This is a genomic window from Methanobrevibacter sp. (assembly GCF_045120835.1).
Taxonomy (GTDB): Archaea; Methanobacteriota; Methanobacteria; order Methanobacteriales; family Methanobacteriaceae; genus Methanocatella.
In genome coordinates this window covers 1-17,381 of the sequence record NZ_JBGVFE010000030.1, presented here as the reverse complement: position 1 = coordinate 17,381, position 17,381 = coordinate 1, and the positions used below count along the sequence as shown (strand labels likewise).

19 protein-coding genes, 2 tRNA genes and 1 pseudogene are annotated in these 17,381 nt (G+C 35.3%); 3 read left to right on the top strand and 19 right to left on the bottom strand.

The genetic code is table 11. The features are described from left to right. Nucleotides 1-12: 12 nt before the first annotated feature. Both ACJMLO_RS03160 and ACJMLO_RS03155 read right to left on the bottom strand, forming a co-directional pair. On the bottom strand, nucleotides 13-318 hold the full coding sequence (locus ACJMLO_RS03160) for a DUF2098 domain-containing protein (RefSeq protein WP_405280534.1): 306 nt from the start codon (nucleotides 316-318) through the stop codon (nucleotides 13-15). A 12-nt stretch (nucleotides 319-330) separates the two neighbouring features. After that, nucleotides 331-597 (bottom strand): PRC-barrel domain-containing protein, encoded by a 267-nt coding sequence (locus ACJMLO_RS03155; protein WP_405280536.1) that lies wholly within the window; start codon nucleotides 595-597, stop codon nucleotides 331-333. A 101-nt stretch (nucleotides 598-698) separates the two neighbouring features. Here ACJMLO_RS03155 and ACJMLO_RS03150 point away from each other — a divergent pair, with 101 nt between their 5' ends. Beyond that, complete coding sequence (locus ACJMLO_RS03150; protein ID WP_405293831.1) at nucleotides 699-2,363, top strand: tRNA uridine(34) 5-carboxymethylaminomethyl modification radical SAM/GNAT enzyme Elp3; 1,665 nt, start codon at nucleotides 699-701, stop codon at nucleotides 2,361-2,363. 56 nt (nucleotides 2,364-2,419) lie between these two features. Beyond that, nucleotides 2,420-3,151: a deoxyribose-phosphate aldolase gene (gene deoC / locus ACJMLO_RS03145; protein WP_405293829.1), complete on the top strand. Its 732-nt coding sequence runs from the start codon at nucleotides 2,420-2,422 to the stop codon at nucleotides 3,149-3,151. Between the two features lie 95 nt (nucleotides 3,152-3,246). On the opposite strand, the gene ACJMLO_RS03140 is transcribed toward deoC, so the two are convergent. The 7 genes from ACJMLO_RS03140 to tes form a co-directional block, all read right to left on the bottom strand. Beyond that, nucleotides 3,247-3,319 (bottom strand) — tRNA-Phe (locus tag ACJMLO_RS03140). Between the two features lie 3 nt (nucleotides 3,320-3,322). Beyond that, nucleotides 3,323-3,394, bottom strand: a tRNA-Val gene (locus ACJMLO_RS03135). A gap of 169 nt (nucleotides 3,395-3,563) precedes the next feature. Further along, a complete protein-coding gene (locus ACJMLO_RS03130; RefSeq protein WP_042691314.1) occupies nucleotides 3,564-3,764 on the bottom strand; it encodes a histone family protein in 201 nt (66 codons plus the stop codon). A 205-nt stretch (nucleotides 3,765-3,969) separates the two neighbouring features. Further along, nucleotides 3,970-5,244: a tRNA (N(6)-L-threonylcarbamoyladenosine(37)-C(2))-methylthiotransferase gene (locus ACJMLO_RS03125; RefSeq protein WP_405293827.1), complete on the bottom strand. Its 1,275-nt coding sequence runs from the start codon at nucleotides 5,242-5,244 to the stop codon at nucleotides 3,970-3,972. A gap of 9 nt (nucleotides 5,245-5,253) precedes the next feature. Continuing rightward, entirely contained in the window at nucleotides 5,254-5,874 is a 621-nt protein-coding gene (locus ACJMLO_RS03120) for an HVO_0476 family zinc finger protein (RefSeq protein WP_405293825.1), read from the bottom strand. A 12-nt stretch (nucleotides 5,875-5,886) separates the two neighbouring features. After that, entirely contained in the window at nucleotides 5,887-6,372 is a 486-nt protein-coding gene (gene hacB / locus ACJMLO_RS03115) for a homoaconitase small subunit (protein WP_405293823.1), read from the bottom strand. An 86-nt stretch (nucleotides 6,373-6,458) separates the two neighbouring features. Next, nucleotides 6,459-7,967: a tetraether lipid synthase Tes gene (gene tes / locus ACJMLO_RS03110; RefSeq protein WP_405293821.1), complete on the bottom strand. Its 1,509-nt coding sequence runs from the start codon at nucleotides 7,965-7,967 to the stop codon at nucleotides 6,459-6,461. Between the two features lie 137 nt (nucleotides 7,968-8,104). On the opposite strand from tes, the gene ACJMLO_RS03105 reads away from it, so the two are divergent. Further along, nucleotides 8,105-8,671, top strand: coding sequence for a CDP-2,3-bis-(O-geranylgeranyl)-sn-glycerol synthase (locus ACJMLO_RS03105; RefSeq protein WP_405293819.1), 567 nt, complete (start codon nucleotides 8,105-8,107; stop codon nucleotides 8,669-8,671). Here ACJMLO_RS03105 and ACJMLO_RS03100 read toward each other — a convergent pair. The 10 genes and pseudogenes from ACJMLO_RS03100 to ACJMLO_RS03055 form a co-directional block, all read right to left on the bottom strand. After that, nucleotides 8,668-9,690: a hydantoinase/oxoprolinase family protein gene (locus ACJMLO_RS03100; protein WP_405293817.1), complete on the bottom strand. Its 1,023-nt coding sequence runs from the start codon at nucleotides 9,688-9,690 to the stop codon at nucleotides 8,668-8,670. The genes ACJMLO_RS03105 and ACJMLO_RS03100 overlap by 4 nt on opposite strands. Before the next feature lie 2 nt (nucleotides 9,691-9,692). Next, the gene (locus tag ACJMLO_RS03095) at nucleotides 9,693-10,781 is read right to left on the bottom strand and encodes an ATP-grasp domain-containing protein (RefSeq protein ID WP_405293815.1); all 1,089 of its coding nucleotides are present in this window, start codon (nucleotides 10,779-10,781) and stop codon (nucleotides 9,693-9,695) included. Continuing rightward, nucleotides 10,765-12,087 (bottom strand): non-hydrolyzing UDP-N-acetylglucosamine 2-epimerase, encoded by a 1,323-nt coding sequence (gene wecB / locus ACJMLO_RS03090; protein ID WP_405293813.1) that lies wholly within the window; start codon nucleotides 12,085-12,087, stop codon nucleotides 10,765-10,767. The genes ACJMLO_RS03095 and wecB overlap by 17 nt, the downstream gene beginning before the upstream one ends. Nucleotides 12,088-12,249: 162 nt before the next feature. Further along, the gene (locus tag ACJMLO_RS03085; RefSeq protein ID WP_405293811.1) at nucleotides 12,250-12,573 is read right to left on the bottom strand and encodes a hypothetical protein; all 324 of its coding nucleotides are present in this window, start codon (nucleotides 12,571-12,573) and stop codon (nucleotides 12,250-12,252) included. A 54-nt stretch (nucleotides 12,574-12,627) separates the two neighbouring features. Next, on the bottom strand, nucleotides 12,628-12,963 hold the full coding sequence (locus tag ACJMLO_RS03080) for a hypothetical protein (protein WP_405293809.1): 336 nt from the start codon (nucleotides 12,961-12,963) through the stop codon (nucleotides 12,628-12,630). Between the two features lie 13 nt (nucleotides 12,964-12,976). Beyond that, nucleotides 12,977-13,843, bottom strand: a complete 867-nt coding sequence (gene truA / locus ACJMLO_RS03075; protein ID WP_405293807.1) for a tRNA pseudouridine(38-40) synthase TruA — start codon at nucleotides 13,841-13,843, stop codon at nucleotides 12,977-12,979. A 571-nt stretch (nucleotides 13,844-14,414) separates the two neighbouring features. After that, complete coding sequence (locus ACJMLO_RS03070) at nucleotides 14,415-14,921, bottom strand: GNAT family N-acetyltransferase (RefSeq protein ID WP_405293805.1); 507 nt, start codon at nucleotides 14,919-14,921, stop codon at nucleotides 14,415-14,417. A gap of 52 nt (nucleotides 14,922-14,973) precedes the next feature. Continuing rightward, nucleotides 14,974-15,831, bottom strand: a complete 858-nt coding sequence (locus ACJMLO_RS03065; protein WP_405293803.1) for an ABC transporter permease — start codon at nucleotides 15,829-15,831, stop codon at nucleotides 14,974-14,976. Next, nucleotides 15,824-16,795 (bottom strand): ABC transporter permease, encoded by a 972-nt coding sequence (locus ACJMLO_RS03060; RefSeq protein ID WP_405293922.1) that lies wholly within the window; start codon nucleotides 16,793-16,795, stop codon nucleotides 15,824-15,826. Before ACJMLO_RS03060 ends, ACJMLO_RS03065 begins: the two co-directional genes overlap by 8 nt. 72 nt (nucleotides 16,796-16,867) lie before the next feature. Continuing rightward, nucleotides 16,868-17,381, bottom strand: a pseudogene (locus ACJMLO_RS03055) (ABC transporter substrate-binding protein); the annotation flags it as partial.

The following is a 17,381-nucleotide window of genomic DNA, read 5'->3' as shown; positions in this document are numbered from 1 at the left end:
AAAAAGGCGGATTTAACCTCCACCTTCAGCAACACTAGAATCCATTTCCATGTCTTCTAATTTTCTTGCTTTTTCTTTCATTGCTTCGACATCAATCTCTCCATCATCCTCTTTATCATAAAATGTGGATTTCTTAATGTCCTTTTCATCAAGCAGTTCAACTAAATTAGAACGATACCATAATTCGGTTTTATCGAGTTTTACCCAATCTACGCCATCTTTTGATTTTAAATCAAGAACCATACCTATGGTTCCTGTATCAACATATCTGACGTGAGAATCAAGAGTAATTTCCAATCCTCTTGCATCAAAAACCATTTTAATACCTATCTATTCTTCGTCTTCAATTTCGATTTCAACTGTTTCGGCTTCTTCTTCACGGGTAATTTCTTTGTTTAAAATAATGTATGCACCGATAGTTGCAATGTCTTCGAAATCGATTTCAAGTTCATCTTTAGAGAAGATGTTTTTTTGTAAAGTTAATAAAACGGTTTCAATTTTACCAGTTTCGGTATCGAAATCGACATTGTCAACTTTACCCACTACATTTGCATTTTTATCTAATACGGTAGATCCGATAAATTCTTTAATTTTCATGATTTCACCTTCTAAAATTTATATAAGTATATTTTTATTTCATTAACTATTTAAATAAAACGAATATATAAAATTAACTATTATAATAATGGTGAAAAAAAATGGAAAAGGCATGCCGAACAATAATCAATGATATCCTTGATGGAAAAATCACAACACGAAAAGAACTGGAAGTTGAAAAAAGACAACTATGTCGTGATTTAAAACTGTCCAAATTCATGAGCAATGCAGACATCTTAGAATTTGCAAAACCCGAAGAAAAGGAGATCGTTTCCGGAATCCTAAAGAAAAAGCCAACAAGAACCATGTCCGGCGTTGCAATAGTGGCAGTCATGTGCCATCCGCACAAATGCCCCCATGGAAGATGTTTCTATTGTCCTGAAAGCGATATCGCACCTCCAAGTTATACGGGCGAGGAACCTGCAGCCCTTAGAGGCAGGATGTATGAATACCATCCTTATGTCCAATGCTTCAACCGCCTAAAGCAGCTGAAAAAGATTGGCCATCCCATCGATAAGGTCGAACTGATAATAATGGGAGGGACATTCCCTTCAAGGGACCTGTCATATCAGGAATGGTTTGTTTCACAATGCCTAAAGGCAATGTGTGATTTCGGATTAATCATGGAAAATAAACCAACAAATTATGACTATAATCTTGATTATGATGAAATAAGGATGTTTGAGAAGGGAGTCCTGAAAACATATCCTCCTAATGATTATGTTTTAATTGATGATGTGCAAAGCGTTAATGAAAGCTCCAAAGTCAGATGTGTCGGAATGACCTTTGAGACACGCCCAGATTATTGCAAAAAAGACCATATCAATCGAATGCTTGAATTTGGAGTTACAAGAGTCGAACTTGGTGTTCAGACATTATCCGATGAGTTATATGAAAAGATCAAACGTGGACACAGCATAGCAGATGTTATTGAAGCAAATCAGCTTTTAAGAGATTCTGCAGTTAAAGTGGCCATGCATATGATGCCAGGGTTGTTTTCAGACCCCGACCAGGATTTAAAAATGTTTAAACGATTATTCAGTGACGATAATTTTAAACCAGATATGCTGAAGATTTATCCTTGTCTTGTTACAAAAGGAAGTGAATTATATGATTTATGGAAAAAGGGCGATTATGAACCATATAATGATGAAGAAGCCGTCGAGCTGATAACCAAAGTTAAAGCGATTCTTCCAAAATGGGTCAGAACCATGAGAATACAAAGGGACATTCCTTCAACACTCATCGAGGCAGGCGTTCAAAAATCCAATCTTGGTGAACTTGTCTACAATAACCTGGAAAAGGAACATATAAACTGCCAATGCATTCGCTGCCGTGAAATAGGCCATAAGAAAACATCCATGCAATATAGTTTAGATGACTTTGAGCTGTTTAAAGAAAAATATATTGCATGTGACGGGGAAGAACATTTCCTGTCAATTGAAGACATTAATGAAGAAAGCATTGCAGGATTTTTAAGACTGCGCCTACCTTCCAAAAATCATTTCCGCGCAGAAATCACAGATAAAACCGCCCTTATTCGTGAACTGCATGTTTATGGAAATATGATTAAGATTGGAGGTAAAAATCCTAAAATCGGACAACATACCGGATTTGGCGAAAAACTTTTAAAAGAAGCTGAAAACATTGCCATCGACAGTGGCAAAGAGGATGTGGCAATTATCAGCGGAATAGGGTCCAGAAATTACTATCTCAAATTCGGTTATGAAAAAGTCGGACCATACATGATGAAAAAATTAATATGAAAATATTTAAATAAGATGTTCGTATATATACTAACTAATTAAGAGAGAGTGTTATCATGTACAATATAAAAAATTCAAAAGAGTTAGCAAGTCTAATTAATTATACTAATTTAAACAATATGATATCAGAAAATGAAATGAAAGATTTTCTCGAAAAAGCAAAGGAATTAAACTTCAATTCAGTTGTTATCTCACCAACATATGTACCATTAGCCAAGGAAATTTTATCCGACACCAACATTAAAATAGGAAGCGTTGTTGGATTCCCATTAGGTTTTGAAGATACGGAAAGTAAAGTTAAAGCAAGCGAAGAATTAATCAAAAAGGGAGCGGATGAAATCGAAGTGGTGATGAATTTAAGCCATCTTAAAGATGAGAAATATTCCCTACTTGAAAATGAAATAGGACAAATCAAAAAAACCATTGGAGACAAAGTTTTAAAGGTAATTATTGAAACTAAAGCCCTGGAAGACTATGAAAAAGCAAATGCCGCAAAGGTGGCTGAAAAGGGAGGGGCAGATTATGTCAAAAACTCAACCGGTTTTGTAGCTCCAAACCATATCTATGAAAACGTGAATGACATAAATATCATTCAAAAATATGCTCCAAAAATCAAGATTGAAATGTACGGAGGCATAAACGAGTATAAGTTTGCAAATCAGGTTTTAACCGGAGGAGCAGATAAAATCGCAAGTGACCAAGGTTACGAAATTGTTAAAAGATACAAGGAATTAAGGGAAAACACTCAAGTAAAACCAAAACCTATCACATTAACCAAAAAAGATTAGATTAAAAAAAAAAACCATCACTTTTAATCTATTTTTTAAAAAATCTAGTGAAAAATTAATTGAATAGAAAATTTAGTCAAAAATAGTAAAGATGATGCCATGGGCCGGACTTGAACCAGCGACATCTAGATCTTCAGTCTAGCGTTCTCCCATCTGAACTACCATGGCATATGGACCGAACGAGATTCGAACTCGTGATCTCCTCCACGTCAAAGAGGAATCATACCCCTAGACCACCGGTCCTATACAACATAATATAGTTAGATAAAACTAATATATAAAGTTTTCTTAGTTGAATAGAACAAGTAGTGAAAAAAAATAAAATTAGATAAAATAAAAAAAATTGACCAAGAAAATGGCCAATAGATTTTATTATACAAAGCTTTTTTTTGAAAATAAACAATTAGTAAATCTATTTGATTGCTAATTTGATATCTTCAGCTTTTACAGTTTTTCTACCAGCGTGGCGTGCGAAATTAACAGCTTTTTGTGCGATTTCGTCACCTTTTTCTTCTAATGCTTCAGCTAATGCAATTTTTGCATCGTCACTAATTCTTTGTGCGCCAGCATTTTTTAAGATACGACCGACTGGTGCGATTGGTAATTCACTCATAATTACACCTCCAATTAAAAGATAGTAAACAATAGTATATAAAGGTATCGGTAAAACTCAATATTTATCCCTCATATTTTACCTAATAACTATCTGCATATACATTTGCAATATTAAAAAAAAATATCGGCATTACCTAACTTTAAAGGATACAAATTAACAATCATATCAAAATAAGAATATTAAGAAAATTAAAAAAATTATTTCACAATAATTCGCTTTTAAGATAAGTGGAGGTTGCTTCAGTAATCTTTACATCAACAAAAGTTCCTAATTCAACATTATCAACAATGACGGGAATATAAGAATTAGTTTTTGCAATATAACCTCCTTTAGAACCTTTTTCAACAACCAATACATTTTGAATGGAATTGACCAATTCCTTGTTTTCTTCTTCGGTTATTTCTTGTTTAAAATTGGATAAAAATTTTGATCTTTTCTTCATTATTTCGGGCGGAATTTCTTTTAAAGAAGATGAGATTGCACCTACCCTATGCTGATATTTTGATAAATGAATTAGACTTGGTTTAATTTCCCTAAGCAATTCCACTGTCTGATTAAAGTCATCATCACTTTCAGTTGGATAACCCACAATGATGTCAACTGCCAAAGTTATACCTGGAATTCCATTTCTAAATTTTGACACAATTTCCTTGTACTGTGATATGGTATGACCCCTTCTCATATCCGAGAGTACCTTGTCACTTCCACTTTGTACAGGCAAATGAATGAAATCATATACCTTCGGATGTTTCATCGCATCGATTATTTCATCAACTTCATTTAAAATGTTTTTAGCATGCATCATTCCAACACGTACTCGAAAATCTCCTTTTAAATTAGCCACTTCTTTGATTAAATCAGATAGTTTTTCACCAGTGTCATGGCCGAATGCGCCGGTATCCTGAGCAGTCAACTGTATTTCACATGCACCGTTTTCAATAGCATTTTGGGCTTCAGCAACAATATCTTCAATCGGATAACTGTTTAATGGTCCACGAGCGAATCTAGTGCAACAAAATGAACATGCACCCAGACAGCCTTCACAGATTTGAAGAATATGGATTAAACCATCATTATCAACTTTGGGAACACACACTTTGGATTCTTTTGAAAACCCTGTCTGCCTTAAAACCTCGCCACAGTAGGTTGCCCTAACAACATCTGCAGATTTATTCAGCTGATGAGGGCCGATCCATGAGACATTCGGTCCAATCTTATCCAATTTGACAGGGTCAATTTCAACCATGCACCCTCCGACAATGATTTTCTTATCGGGATAGTCTTTCTGAAGCCTTTGAATCCTATAGGTCATTTTATCTTCTGTAGGCAATTTAACATAGCAAGTGTTTACAATAACCACATCCGCTTCATCAATGCTGTCGACCAATTCAATGTCATTTTCAAGTAAATTGCCGGCAATAATCTGTCCATCAGCCTGATTAAATGTACATCCATAAGATTCAATAAATACTTTCATCAAATCACTCTATTTTGTCTTTTTAAAAATGTTTTTAGTCAAGTCATAATCATAGTTATTGAATTTGACCGGCTTTGAATAAACCCTTTTTATAACTCCTGCCTTTGCAAATCCAGAAGTAAGTTTCCTTTCCTGGGTTTTGATTACATGAACTTTAACGATATGGTCATCGATTTTGATAACATCCCCCGGAGCTATTTCAAAATCCCTTTCAAGATCAAGCTTGTAGGAATCCACTTCCCCATGAAGGTCGACTGAAAATCCTATACGAGCGGGAATTTCAACTGAAGACGCCCAAATGGTATCAACATCCTCAAGTTTTGATTTGTTTACTCGCCTATCCCCAATTTCAATGCCAGTGACTTCAACTTGACCTAATTCGGAAAGCAGAACATCCCCAATTTCCAATTCATCACTTGGAGATAAGTCAATAGTAGTCTTATGAGACTTGTCCTGCTCTGAAATGATTAATCTATAAGGTCTTGGTTTTTTAAGGGAAATTACATTTCTGTATACATGACCACAATCTTCACATTTAAGCAAATATTCTTCGGTTAATTTCTTTTTGGTTGTTTTTTGTTTCGAATTTATTATCTCAATATCATCAGAACCACAAATGGGACAATCCATTTTTATGCCTCCTTAATCAGAATCATTTAAATAATGGTTTACCAATCCACCATCTTCCAAAATTGATAACATGAACTCCTTAAAGGGTTCAAATGTTCTTGACTCCCCAGTAGTCTCATTAACCAATGTCCCTTTGGACAGGTCAATACTGATAATGTCCCCATCTTCAGCTTCAATGTCGCTGACTATTACCGGCAAGCCGATATTTATTGCATTTCTATAGAATATCCTTGCAAATGATTTTGCAACAATGGCGCTTACGCCTGCTGTTTTGATAGCTACTGGAGCCTGTTCTCTTGATGAACCGCAACCAAAGTTTTCACTAGCGACAATGATGTCACCTGACTTAACGTTTTTTGTAAACTCCGGCCTTTCCCCTTCAAGAACATGATCAGCCAGATCCTGAGGATTGAATGTTCTTAAATATCTTCCGGGGATAATGACATCCGTATCAATATTTTCTCCAAAAGTCCATGTTTTTCCTTTTATAATATCCATTAATATCACTATAAAATTAATCCATAAAAAAAATGAAGTATTCGGGAAAAATCCCAAATACAAAATTAAAGGTGATTTCTGTAAGTTTATTTTTTACTTTGTTTTAAAGGTTTTGCAAATTCTTTTTCAACACCTTGACGATACATTGAATTATATGTACAGAACGGAATAATTCTGCCGTCAGGCACTGCATAATGAATGACACACTTTTTAACCCTGTCTTCGTCGAAGTTGAACGGATCCATGAAGTGCATGCATGAAATGAGCATTGAATCTTTAGAAAAGTCTCCTAAAGCATCATAATCCCGTTTGATAAAGACATTTAATAAAATTTTTGAAATATCCAGATCCTTTGGAGTCCTGCTGCGATGAATAAATTTTGGAAGGTTTTTGGTCAACCCTGCCAAAACCCTCTTACGGGATCCGAATTTACCCTTTTTAAGCTTTTCATTATATTCTGCCAGTTTATCAAATAAATCTTCAACATCAATAAAGTCTGTGATTGGAATTAGTTTATCCTTGCCATCACCTTCGGTCTTTTCTCTAAATACATAAGTAGCTATACCACAATGTTCATGACAGTTTAAGGTTACTTTTGCTGAATCTTCACCATCCAAAAGGGAAATGAACTCGGCAATTGGCTCTATACTTGAAGGTGGATAAAAGGAGCCAGTAGGTACTTGACCATCAGTTTCATTTTCAATGATTTTGACAAAGTCAGGAATGGTTATCCTTTGCTCTTCCACATGGTCTGAAGGAGTTCTTCCAGCAAATGAAACCGGTTGGAAATTGACCCCGTAAATATTTTCGCTATGGTCAAATGCAAATTTAATGATTTCACCGACTTGATGGTCGTTAACGCCTTTAACTAATGTAGGTACAAGAACAACACCCAAACCAGCTTTTCTACAGTTTTCAATAGCCTGAATCTTGTCTGGAAGCAGATCTCTGGCCCTGTTGTAGATGTAAGGTTCCGGAGTTACCCCATCAAAAGCAAGGTAAACTGTATTCAATCCAGCATCCTTTAATTCCTGAGCAAGATTTTCCCTTTTGGCCAATCTTATACCATTAGTAGCTATTTGAACATGAGTAAAACCTTCTTCCTTTGCCATTTTGATTAAATCAACCAAATCCTTTCTGACGGTTGGCTCCCCACCAGCATATTGAATAGCTGGACATGGATGAGGTTTCAGATTCCTCAAATTCCTAAGCATTTCCCTAATTTCATCCTGAGTAGGTTCATAAACATATCCTGCAGCAGCAGCATTGGCAAAACATACAGGACATTTCAAATTACACCTATTTGTAACATCAATCAATCCAAGCACTGTTGAAGTCTCATGTTTTGAACATAAACCGCAGTTGCTAGGACAAGAAGCCGTATCTTCAACGCAAGGATTGTCAACACCAGTAACGGTTGGAACAAACTCTTCAACCCTATTATATAGCTCTTCATCGCTCCAGTAAGTGTTTATAAACTCCCCATGCTCATCACAAGTCTTTTTGATAAAGATTTTACCGTCTTCATCATAAACTTCCGCCTCTAAAGGTTTTCCACACTCCGGGCACAAACTTTTTGTATCTTTAATTTTCAAAAAAATCACCTTCAAAAAATACTAAAGCAATATTAGTATAAAATTACATAATATAATATATTTAAAACAATTTAATATTTAAATATTATTAATTTTAAATATGTTAACAGTATAATTTAAAATGGAGAAAAATTTAAATGGAGATTAATCTTAACATTATTGCAATAGCATTTCTAACAACACTATATTTCATTCTTCCCGCATATTTCTCAAATGGAGGAGCTCTTGCGTTTGGAGGAGGAACCCCAGTTGATTTTGGAAAAAGTGATAAAAACGGAGCCCGCTGGATTGGAGATGGCGTTACCTGGAGAGGCATTTTTGCCGGAACCATCATAGGTATTATAACCGGAGCGGTTCAAGGATATATCGCTCCAATGATTTTGCCTGTTTTAAAACCCTATTTAATAACCCCAATAATCACTGACGTAAATAGCGGAATCCTGATTGGATTTCTGCTTGGTTTTGGAGCACTATTAGGTGATGCAATAGGCAGTTTTTTAAAAAGAAGACTTGGAATTGGAAGAGGAAAACCTGCACCAATTCTTGATCAGTTAGATTTCATAATCGTTGCTATAATTCTTGTCTCACCGGTGGTTGAAGTTAACATACTATTCGTCGCAATAGCAATTGCATTGACATTAATTATTCATTTGATAGCCAATGGAGGAGCCTATTTACTTGGATTAAAGGATGTGTGGTATTAGATTAAGTATTTTTCCATCATCACAGCTGTTCCAACAGCCGGAGCAACAACGCACTCCTCATCAGTCAATATGTCTCCCATTGACTTGACTTCAAGGCCCAATAACTCGGCAGCAGGCCTATCCAGGATGTCTTTTCCAAGGCCAGTTGTTACAATCAAATCCAAGTTCTGCGCTTCAACAACCTGTTTTAAACCGTCTGCAATTTGTTCGACCTGCTTTTGATGAATGTCTTTAGACAACTCAACAACATCTTCCATGGAAATCATTTCCAAATCCGCACAGACCACCCGTGCGATTCTTCTAGCGCATTCGATTTTGGATTTGCCTTCGCCATCAAAAGTATCGCAAACGTAATCCTCTTGGGAAATCAAACCCAAAACTGTATAAACATCAGCGGTCTGGGCAAATAACTCGCTGGCCACTCGGTATTCCTTATCATTTAAGGTGACCTTGTCAAGAAAGCTTGCGAGATTGGTTCTTAAAGTACCTGTATAAACAAGTTCACCAGTTGCAGACCTGTCAAAGTCAGATTTTCCAATTGCACACTCCTTACCTTCTTTGATCGGTATTATGTCAGTTGTTGTACTTCCGGTATCAATGAATATGCAATTATCTGAAATCAATGTCGCAATCTGGGCAGTTGCTATCCAATTAGCCGCTGCCGCCTTAAGAGGAGTCTTTTCAATTTCGCTTTTTGACAGCATTCCATCAATGCCAACATAGGCAGTCGGGCAGTCAAAGGTATCCTCACACTTTTCAACAACATCCAAAACTCCGTCCTTTTTTGTATCGTATGCATCAACAAGTTCAGCAGTCATTGAAATTCCAACGGCATCAATTTCATCAATCGGACAGACATTTTCAATCAAATCAATCAAAACCTTCTGCAAATCATCATTATTGCTCCACATCGGAAGATATGCAAAGTCAACCTCAATGTTTTTTATTTCGCCATCTTCAAAGTCAATAACTGCAAGGTCTGTGTTTGCACCTCCAATATCGAATCCTGCAACCTTCATAGTTAAAATCTCCTTATATCAAGTGAATCCCCGGATTTTATAAATTCCACACCACCATCTAAAGAAACATCCAAATCATCAGCGGTGATTTTGCCGTCAATTAATTCTATAATGCTTTTAGCGATGTTGAAATTGGCAACCTTGCTTAATCCCACATAAGGTGTTGTAAACCTTGAATTGATTTCCAGCAAATAAACTGAGTATACGTCCTTTTCATCAGCATTTATTTTTAAGTCAACACCAACAAAACCCCTTAAACCGTCAATTGATTCAACTGCCTTTGTTGCTATTTCAAATGCTTCATCTTTATATTTGCTTTCATATGGCAATTTTCCACCAAGATATATTCCCTTATTATCCTTAAGTTCCACATACTGTTCGTTCAAGCTTATTGGAATGGCCTTATCACCGTCAGATATTAAGCTTACGCTTATATCACTCCCTTCGATATATTCCTGAACAATAATTCTGGAGCCCGGTGGAAAAATCTTTTCCAAGTCATAGGACAAATCATCAATATCCTCCAGAATAACAATGTCCTCACAATCGACCCCGACCAACGGTTTGATGATTAATTTCAATGGAGTCAAAGGGTCTTCAGCCTGCCATTTTTCATGCAGATTGTCAATTGCCCGTTTCCAGTATCCCTTTGGGTCGATTTTGAATCTGAATGATCTTGGCTGAGGAACATCAATCGGAAGCGCCTCATAAGTTTCATATTTATCGGAAGATATGAAACATGCATTTGAAGTTGAAGTGTATGTTGCGACATTATTTTCTTCCAATATCCGAGTTATTTCATATAGATTATTGTCGTTTTCTGCAGCTATGAAAATAGCATTTTTAAAGTCTGCTGCATTATCCTTAAGCCAATCTATAATATTTACATCAATAAAAATCGGATTGACATTTTCATATTCTCCCGCAATATTTTCATATGAGCTGTTAATGACCAAATCAACATTAAATTCAGCCAAATCATCTAAAAGTGAAAATACCAATTCTTCAGCTTCCGAAATTATGCTTTTGTCCTTTTCTCCTGAAGCTGTAAAATACTCAAATACCAATATCGAATCATTCTCGCCTATCATATGTAATCATCATACCTTTTAAATTTAAATCGTAAGCAGGAAAACGCATTTCATCTCCATCAAAAGCCATGTGAATTATGGAGTCATTATCTTTTTCAAATTCAGCGACAGTAATGTCCTCATCGATTGAGGCCATTTCGCGAGTGAATGAATCCATAATTTCTTCTGGAGAGCGAATATCAAGCAATCCCCTGCTGTAATAATCTTCTATAGCATCAACAGTTTTTACAGCAGCGTCTCCCAAACCATAAGGATTTGGAGCATTTTTCATTTTGTCTGCAAATTCCTTATCATTGAGTATTTTATTTGCATTTTCCAAAATTACATCCTTATCTGAACCTACAAGAATATTTCCTCCTGCAGTTACTGTTTCAGGCCTTTCTGTATTGTATCTCAATGTCAATGCAGGCACATCAAGGGTTATTGCTTCTTCCTGAAGACCTCCGGAATCCGTTAAAATTAAGGTGGACTTTGATGTTAAAAGCAGGAAATCCAAATAGCCTATCGGCTTAACTATGTGAACATGTTCCAAATCATTTAACTCATCAAACAGTCCGAAGTTTTCCAATGTATGTTTGGTTCTTGGATGAATCGGGAAAATGATGTTCATATCACTCAATTCCTTTAAAGCACCTATAATGCTAATGACACGTTCCTTTACATCCACATTCTCTGCCCTGTGCATTGTTAAAGTCAAAATATTATCCATATTCTCGATGTCAAGGCTGGCTAAAGATTCCTCTTCAAAACCTCTCTTTTTAGCTATTTCCAAGTGCCTGAAACATGCGTCAACCACAGTATTTCCTGTGATAATCAGATTGTCATGAGTATATCCCTCTGCAAGCAAATTAATTGCTGACTGTTCTGTTGGAATGAAATACATTGCTGATGCAACATCAGCCACCCTACGGTTAAGCTCCTCAGGCATTGTCATGTCAAATGAACGCAGACCCGCCTCTACATGGCCTACGGCAATATGCAGCTTGGATGCAACAAGAGCACCTGCAAGCACTGCATTTGTATCTCCCTGAACAAGGACTATGTCAGGTTTTTCTTCCAAAAGCACCTCTTCAATTCCTTTCATCATCAAACCTGTCTGTTTTCCATGGGTGCCTGATCCCACATGAATATTATAATCCGGTGTTGGAATTTCCAAGTCCCTAAAGAAGTTGTCTGACATTTCCTTATCATAATGCTGACCGGTATGCAGCACAATCTGGTCAATGCCTCTCTTTGAGATTTCATCGATGATTGGAGCCATCTTAATAATTTCCGGCCTTGTCCCTAAAATTGTCGCTATTTTCATAATATCACTTAATTTATATATTTGCCCCCTAAGTTAAAAAAATTTTTCTTATTTTGACAATGGGAAAATATTGAAAAAAAGTTATTTGATAGAAGAATAATGTATTTTAAAAAATATTGAAAAAATAAAAGTTTATGCACCACAGGCATTGAAAGAATAATCCTAATTGGCCGTGATGAAATTTCCAATCAGAATTGAGCAGAATATAAATCCAAATGAAACGCAGATTCCAATTACTGCAGCATTCAATATGAATATCCTTATAGGAGACCATATACTGAATTCATCATAGAATCTCAGATTTGCATATGCTCCAACTACTGTTGGAATGAATGTCATGATAAGAGAAACTATCAATACCCATTTGATAACTGTCCACCATAAATCGGGATTGTCATGCCCTATTCCCAAATAGATTCCGAAAGCGAAACCGATGAAAATAGAAATTATCAACAATTTCTCATTTACTTCTTGTACCTTATCCATATGTGCCCTCAAATTAATATTTGTTTAAGTCATTTAAATATTTGTCCAATGAGACTACTCTCTGAAAATTTTTTTAACTTCCTTGAGATTCAGTTCAACAAAACCTCTATATTTCGGATTAGCCAAAATCTTATACTGCTTGATTTCAGTTTTTCTGTAAGCTTCCGCCATAACTTCCTGCAATTGCCCGACATCAGTGCTTAAAATGATTTTCAACTTCTCCTTTTGAGCATCACTCAAATTGTTCAAATGAGATTCAACCTGAGATTTGAATTTTGAAACTACATTCTTTTCCTTTTTAGCAAATCTTTCCAACAGGAATGATGGGGCCAGCTTGAATAGATGTTCATACTCCCTAACGTCATCATATCCTATTTTATCCTCACTCATAAAATCACCTTTACTAGAAACTGTGCAAATCAAACAAACTTTTTACCATAGCCTCGCGAATTGCATATCTTTTCTGCAAATCCGCAAGAGAGTCAACAAGGTCCCTTCTAAACCTCTCACAGGCATAATCATCATATCTGAATTTGATTCCGTCATATTGAATATCCATTAAAATCAAGTATTCGGCGTCCATTACTTTTATATATGCCCTTGGCTCATCCTCTTCAGGATCCAATAACCTTTCAACCTCATCCAAAGTCATTTTTCCGATTGCAACATCAACAAAAACCCTCATCATCTTACGAACCATATTCCATAGGAATGATTCCCCATAAATGTCAATGAAGATTGGAGTTATGGTATCATGGAGATTTGGGAATTGCCTTTTGTGATAGTCATCCAAATCGACCTTTGTGACCTTAATATCATCAATTGTTCTAGTAGTTGTCTTTTGAAATCTTTTTGTGAAATTGGTGAAATTGTGTGTTCCCTTAAAGACCTCAGCACACTCCTTCAGTTTATCAATATCCAAATCATCAAATAGCATGTAGCGATATTGTCTCATTTGCGCATATCTTGGCTTGAAAGCATATCTTACAGGAGCGCTTGCAAGAATCTGAATATCATCCGGTAGGGAATTGTTAATTTCGTTCACTCGGACTTCCTTTTCAGACTGAAAACTGATAACATTTCCCAAACTATGGACTCCCGCATCAGTTCGCCCGGCAATTCTGAATCTGGACTTTTTCAAATCATCAATATAGTCCAGTTTACGCAAATGATAGATCAATTCCTCCTCAACTGTTCTGAGATTGGGCTGTCTTTGAAAGCCATGGAAATTAGTTCCGATATATCCGATTTTTAGTGCAGTTCTTTTCATTGTTAATAACTATTTACATGATATAAAATAAATTTTTAGGAAAAAAATAGGAGGAGTGTAAATAGCTATGAGAATAGCTATTTACCCAATTATAGCAGTACTATTGCTTTATAAGACCGATATGAAAAAAAGATAATTAAAATTATGATAGAGTAGTTATATTGAGTTTAATTTTAATTATCTTGACTACCCAAGAGGTTTGAGCAATCTAATAAATAATTAATAGTAATAACCATATAAAGATTATCCTAGTATTAGTCTTCTCTAACATTACAAAATATCATATAACCTCATTATAATCAGAATTATGGCAAATCAGCAATTTTTATTAAGCAAAAATAGCAGTAAAAAAATTAAAAAGAAGATTGCAAATTGAGTAATAATAACCCATTTTGCTTAAACAAGATTGATTTAAAAAAAATAATATAATAATCCCTAAAAAATAAAGTGCAATTAAAAAAATTGTTGAAATATAAAAATATTTAATTAGAAAGATATACTCAAAAAATAAAGAAAAAATTTTCAACAAAAAAATAGTAATACTTTTTTAAAAAATAATACTACTCATTGCTCAGAATAAGTCTTTTACCATATGAGTGGTCTCATCGTAATCATCTTCCTCAATGGTTATCACATAACCTAAAGACTTCCAGAACGGCAAAGCCGCATCAAGATATCTGTGAGTATGAAGATATATCCTTGAATACCCTTCGTTAAATGCAAAATCCTCTAGGATATTAACTAACTTGCGAGCAAGACCATTACGCCGATAATCCTCATCCACCATCAGTCTCCAAATGCTTGCAGTATCCTCTTTAGAATAAACACCCTTAAAAAGTTCATAATCTTTATCGTAAGCTCTAATTCCTGCAGTTGCAACAATCTTGCCTCCATCAAAAGCAACGAAGAGATTATTCTTTTTTGGAAGGATATAATACTCATCCAATCCAAAAATATCATAGTGAAATTTCGGTGTAGGGCCAATATGATACTCCTTTTCGATTTGATTAAACAAAAACTCTTTTACATTGTTAATTTCATCGACATCATTATTAATTTGCCTTATTTCAAAATTCATTTTATCACAACAATCAAAAAAAGAAAAATAAAGAGAAATTATTAAAATTTCTCTATTTTTGTGCAGTTTCAGGATTCAATAATTTTTCAACATTTTCACCAATGAAGTCAAATAATAATACCACAATCAATAAAGACATACCAGGATAAAATGCTAACCACCAATATCCAGAGGACAGATAGTTCATTGATTCTGATAAGATTACTCCAATTGCAGGATCATGAGGCGGCAAACCGAATCCTAAAAAGGTTATTGCAGCTTCGTGCATGATAGCATGAGGGAACATCAAAATTACACCAACAATTATTTGAGAAATAATTAAAGGGAAAATATGTTTAAGTGCAATCCAAACTCTGCTTCTTCCAAGATTTTCCGCCAAACTAATGTATTCTTTGGTTTTGATTTCTTTAACTTCAGATCTGAGAACCCTTGCAAGTGGAGTCCAATGAGTTAAACCGACACCCATGATAACTCCAAATACTCCTCCACCAAACATTATTGAAACCAAAATGATTAAAAGAATGTGAGGAATTGAACCAAATAAATCAATTATTCCCGCAACACATTCATCAGCAAGTCTGTTGAAACTTGAAAACAGTCCTAAGAGTATTGAAATAATTGTACTTACCACAGATGCAATAAAACCTACCATTAAACTTAATCCAAGCCCTGCTATTGTTCGCTGAAACATATCCCTTCCCATCCAATCGGTTCCGAAGAGATGTTCTAGAGAAGGCATCTGATTGGCACTAGCAAAATTAGATGGAATATCCCTTATGAAATAACCGCAAACAAATATGCTTACAATAACTAAAGCAGAAAGAGCAATAATTACAAGAGTCTTTGTTCTGAGATTTGCAGAGTACAAAAACCATTGTCTTTTATCATCAGTTTTCTTTTTCCTAATCATTGAACTCATTCTCCTTAATTCTTGGGTCTATGAAATAATATGAAATATCCGCCAGCAAGTTACCGACAAATACAAATATTGCACTGATAAGTACAATACCTAAAAATAACGGCACATCATTTTGAAGACCCGCCGCTACTGCCGTTTGACCGATTCCAGGATATGAAAATACTTGCTCCACCATTACTGCACCACCAAACAATTCACTGAATGACAAGAATTGTAATGTTATTGCAGGCAGCAAGATATTTCTTATTCCATGATTTTTTACTAAATCCCAACCTTTTTCACCTCTAGATTTTGCAAACAATACATAATCAGTGGATAAAACCTGAGTCAATTCATTACGTGTGTACATCGCAATTGGTGCTACACCAACAATACTTAATGTCAGTGTAGGAAGAACAAGCCGTGCTACCCATTCCATAAATGTAGCATCTGTACTTTTAACACCAATTGGAACACCAAATCCGATTGGGAACCATCCTAAATAAACTGAAAATACCATTAAAACAAGCATTCCTACCCAAAAAGATGGGGCAGATTGAATTGCATAACAATAAACTTTAACTGCTTTATCAATCCAGGATCCTTTATTTTTTCCAGCCACCACACCTAATGCAAAACCTATGATACCACTAAATATCCATGAAATTGCCATTAATACAAAAGATGCGGAAAATTTCTGAATGATGACATCAATTACAGGAGCACGATATATCAGGGAAGTTCCCAAATTACCTTGAATTAAATCTAAAAGCCAATGGTAGATTTTCGTAGGCAAGGGAACATTAGTTCCAAAATACTGTTCTAAAATTTGGCGTTGTGCTTCTGATACTGCAGCACCCTTTAAATATGCACTAACTGGGTCAATAGGGGATAAATCCAATAATACAAAACTAAATATCGCAACTGCAATCATTAAAATAATAAAACGTACAATTTTGTAACCAAAATATTTCATGACTTTCTGTTTATTCAATGAAATAAACCCCCTTAAAATTTTTTAAAAAAAAAATAAAAAAAGGAAATGAAATTAAGCTGTGGCATTAGTTCTAGTCCAATCACAGACATTAATTAAGATATCATTTCCTAAACCATCAGGTTGTTCGCCAATGTCAATTCCATCTTTAATGAAATAGTTGTAGTCATAGTTTACAAGCCATGCAAATGGAGCGTCTCCAGCAGGACCCCAACCTCCGCCATTTACAAGAGCGGATTGTGCCCATAAAGCATTAGCAGCATCAAAGTTGTTGGAATGCATTGCTTGCTCCATTAAAGCATCGGAAGCAGAATTGCTATATAAATTAGGGTTCATGTAGAAGTCATCTACCTCTTTACTGTGATATTGTTGATAGATAGATTTATATGGGTCTGGTGAAGTTTGTTGCATTACTGCAGCAGAGGAATACATGTTCAAGTAAATGGTATCCCAGTCAGCACCTTGGAGGTTTACTTCAATTCCAATTTCTTTTGCTTGTTCGGAGAATACTGTGGATAGAGATTGTCTGTCAAGATAATCCGGTGGGTAGTACAAATCAAATGATGCT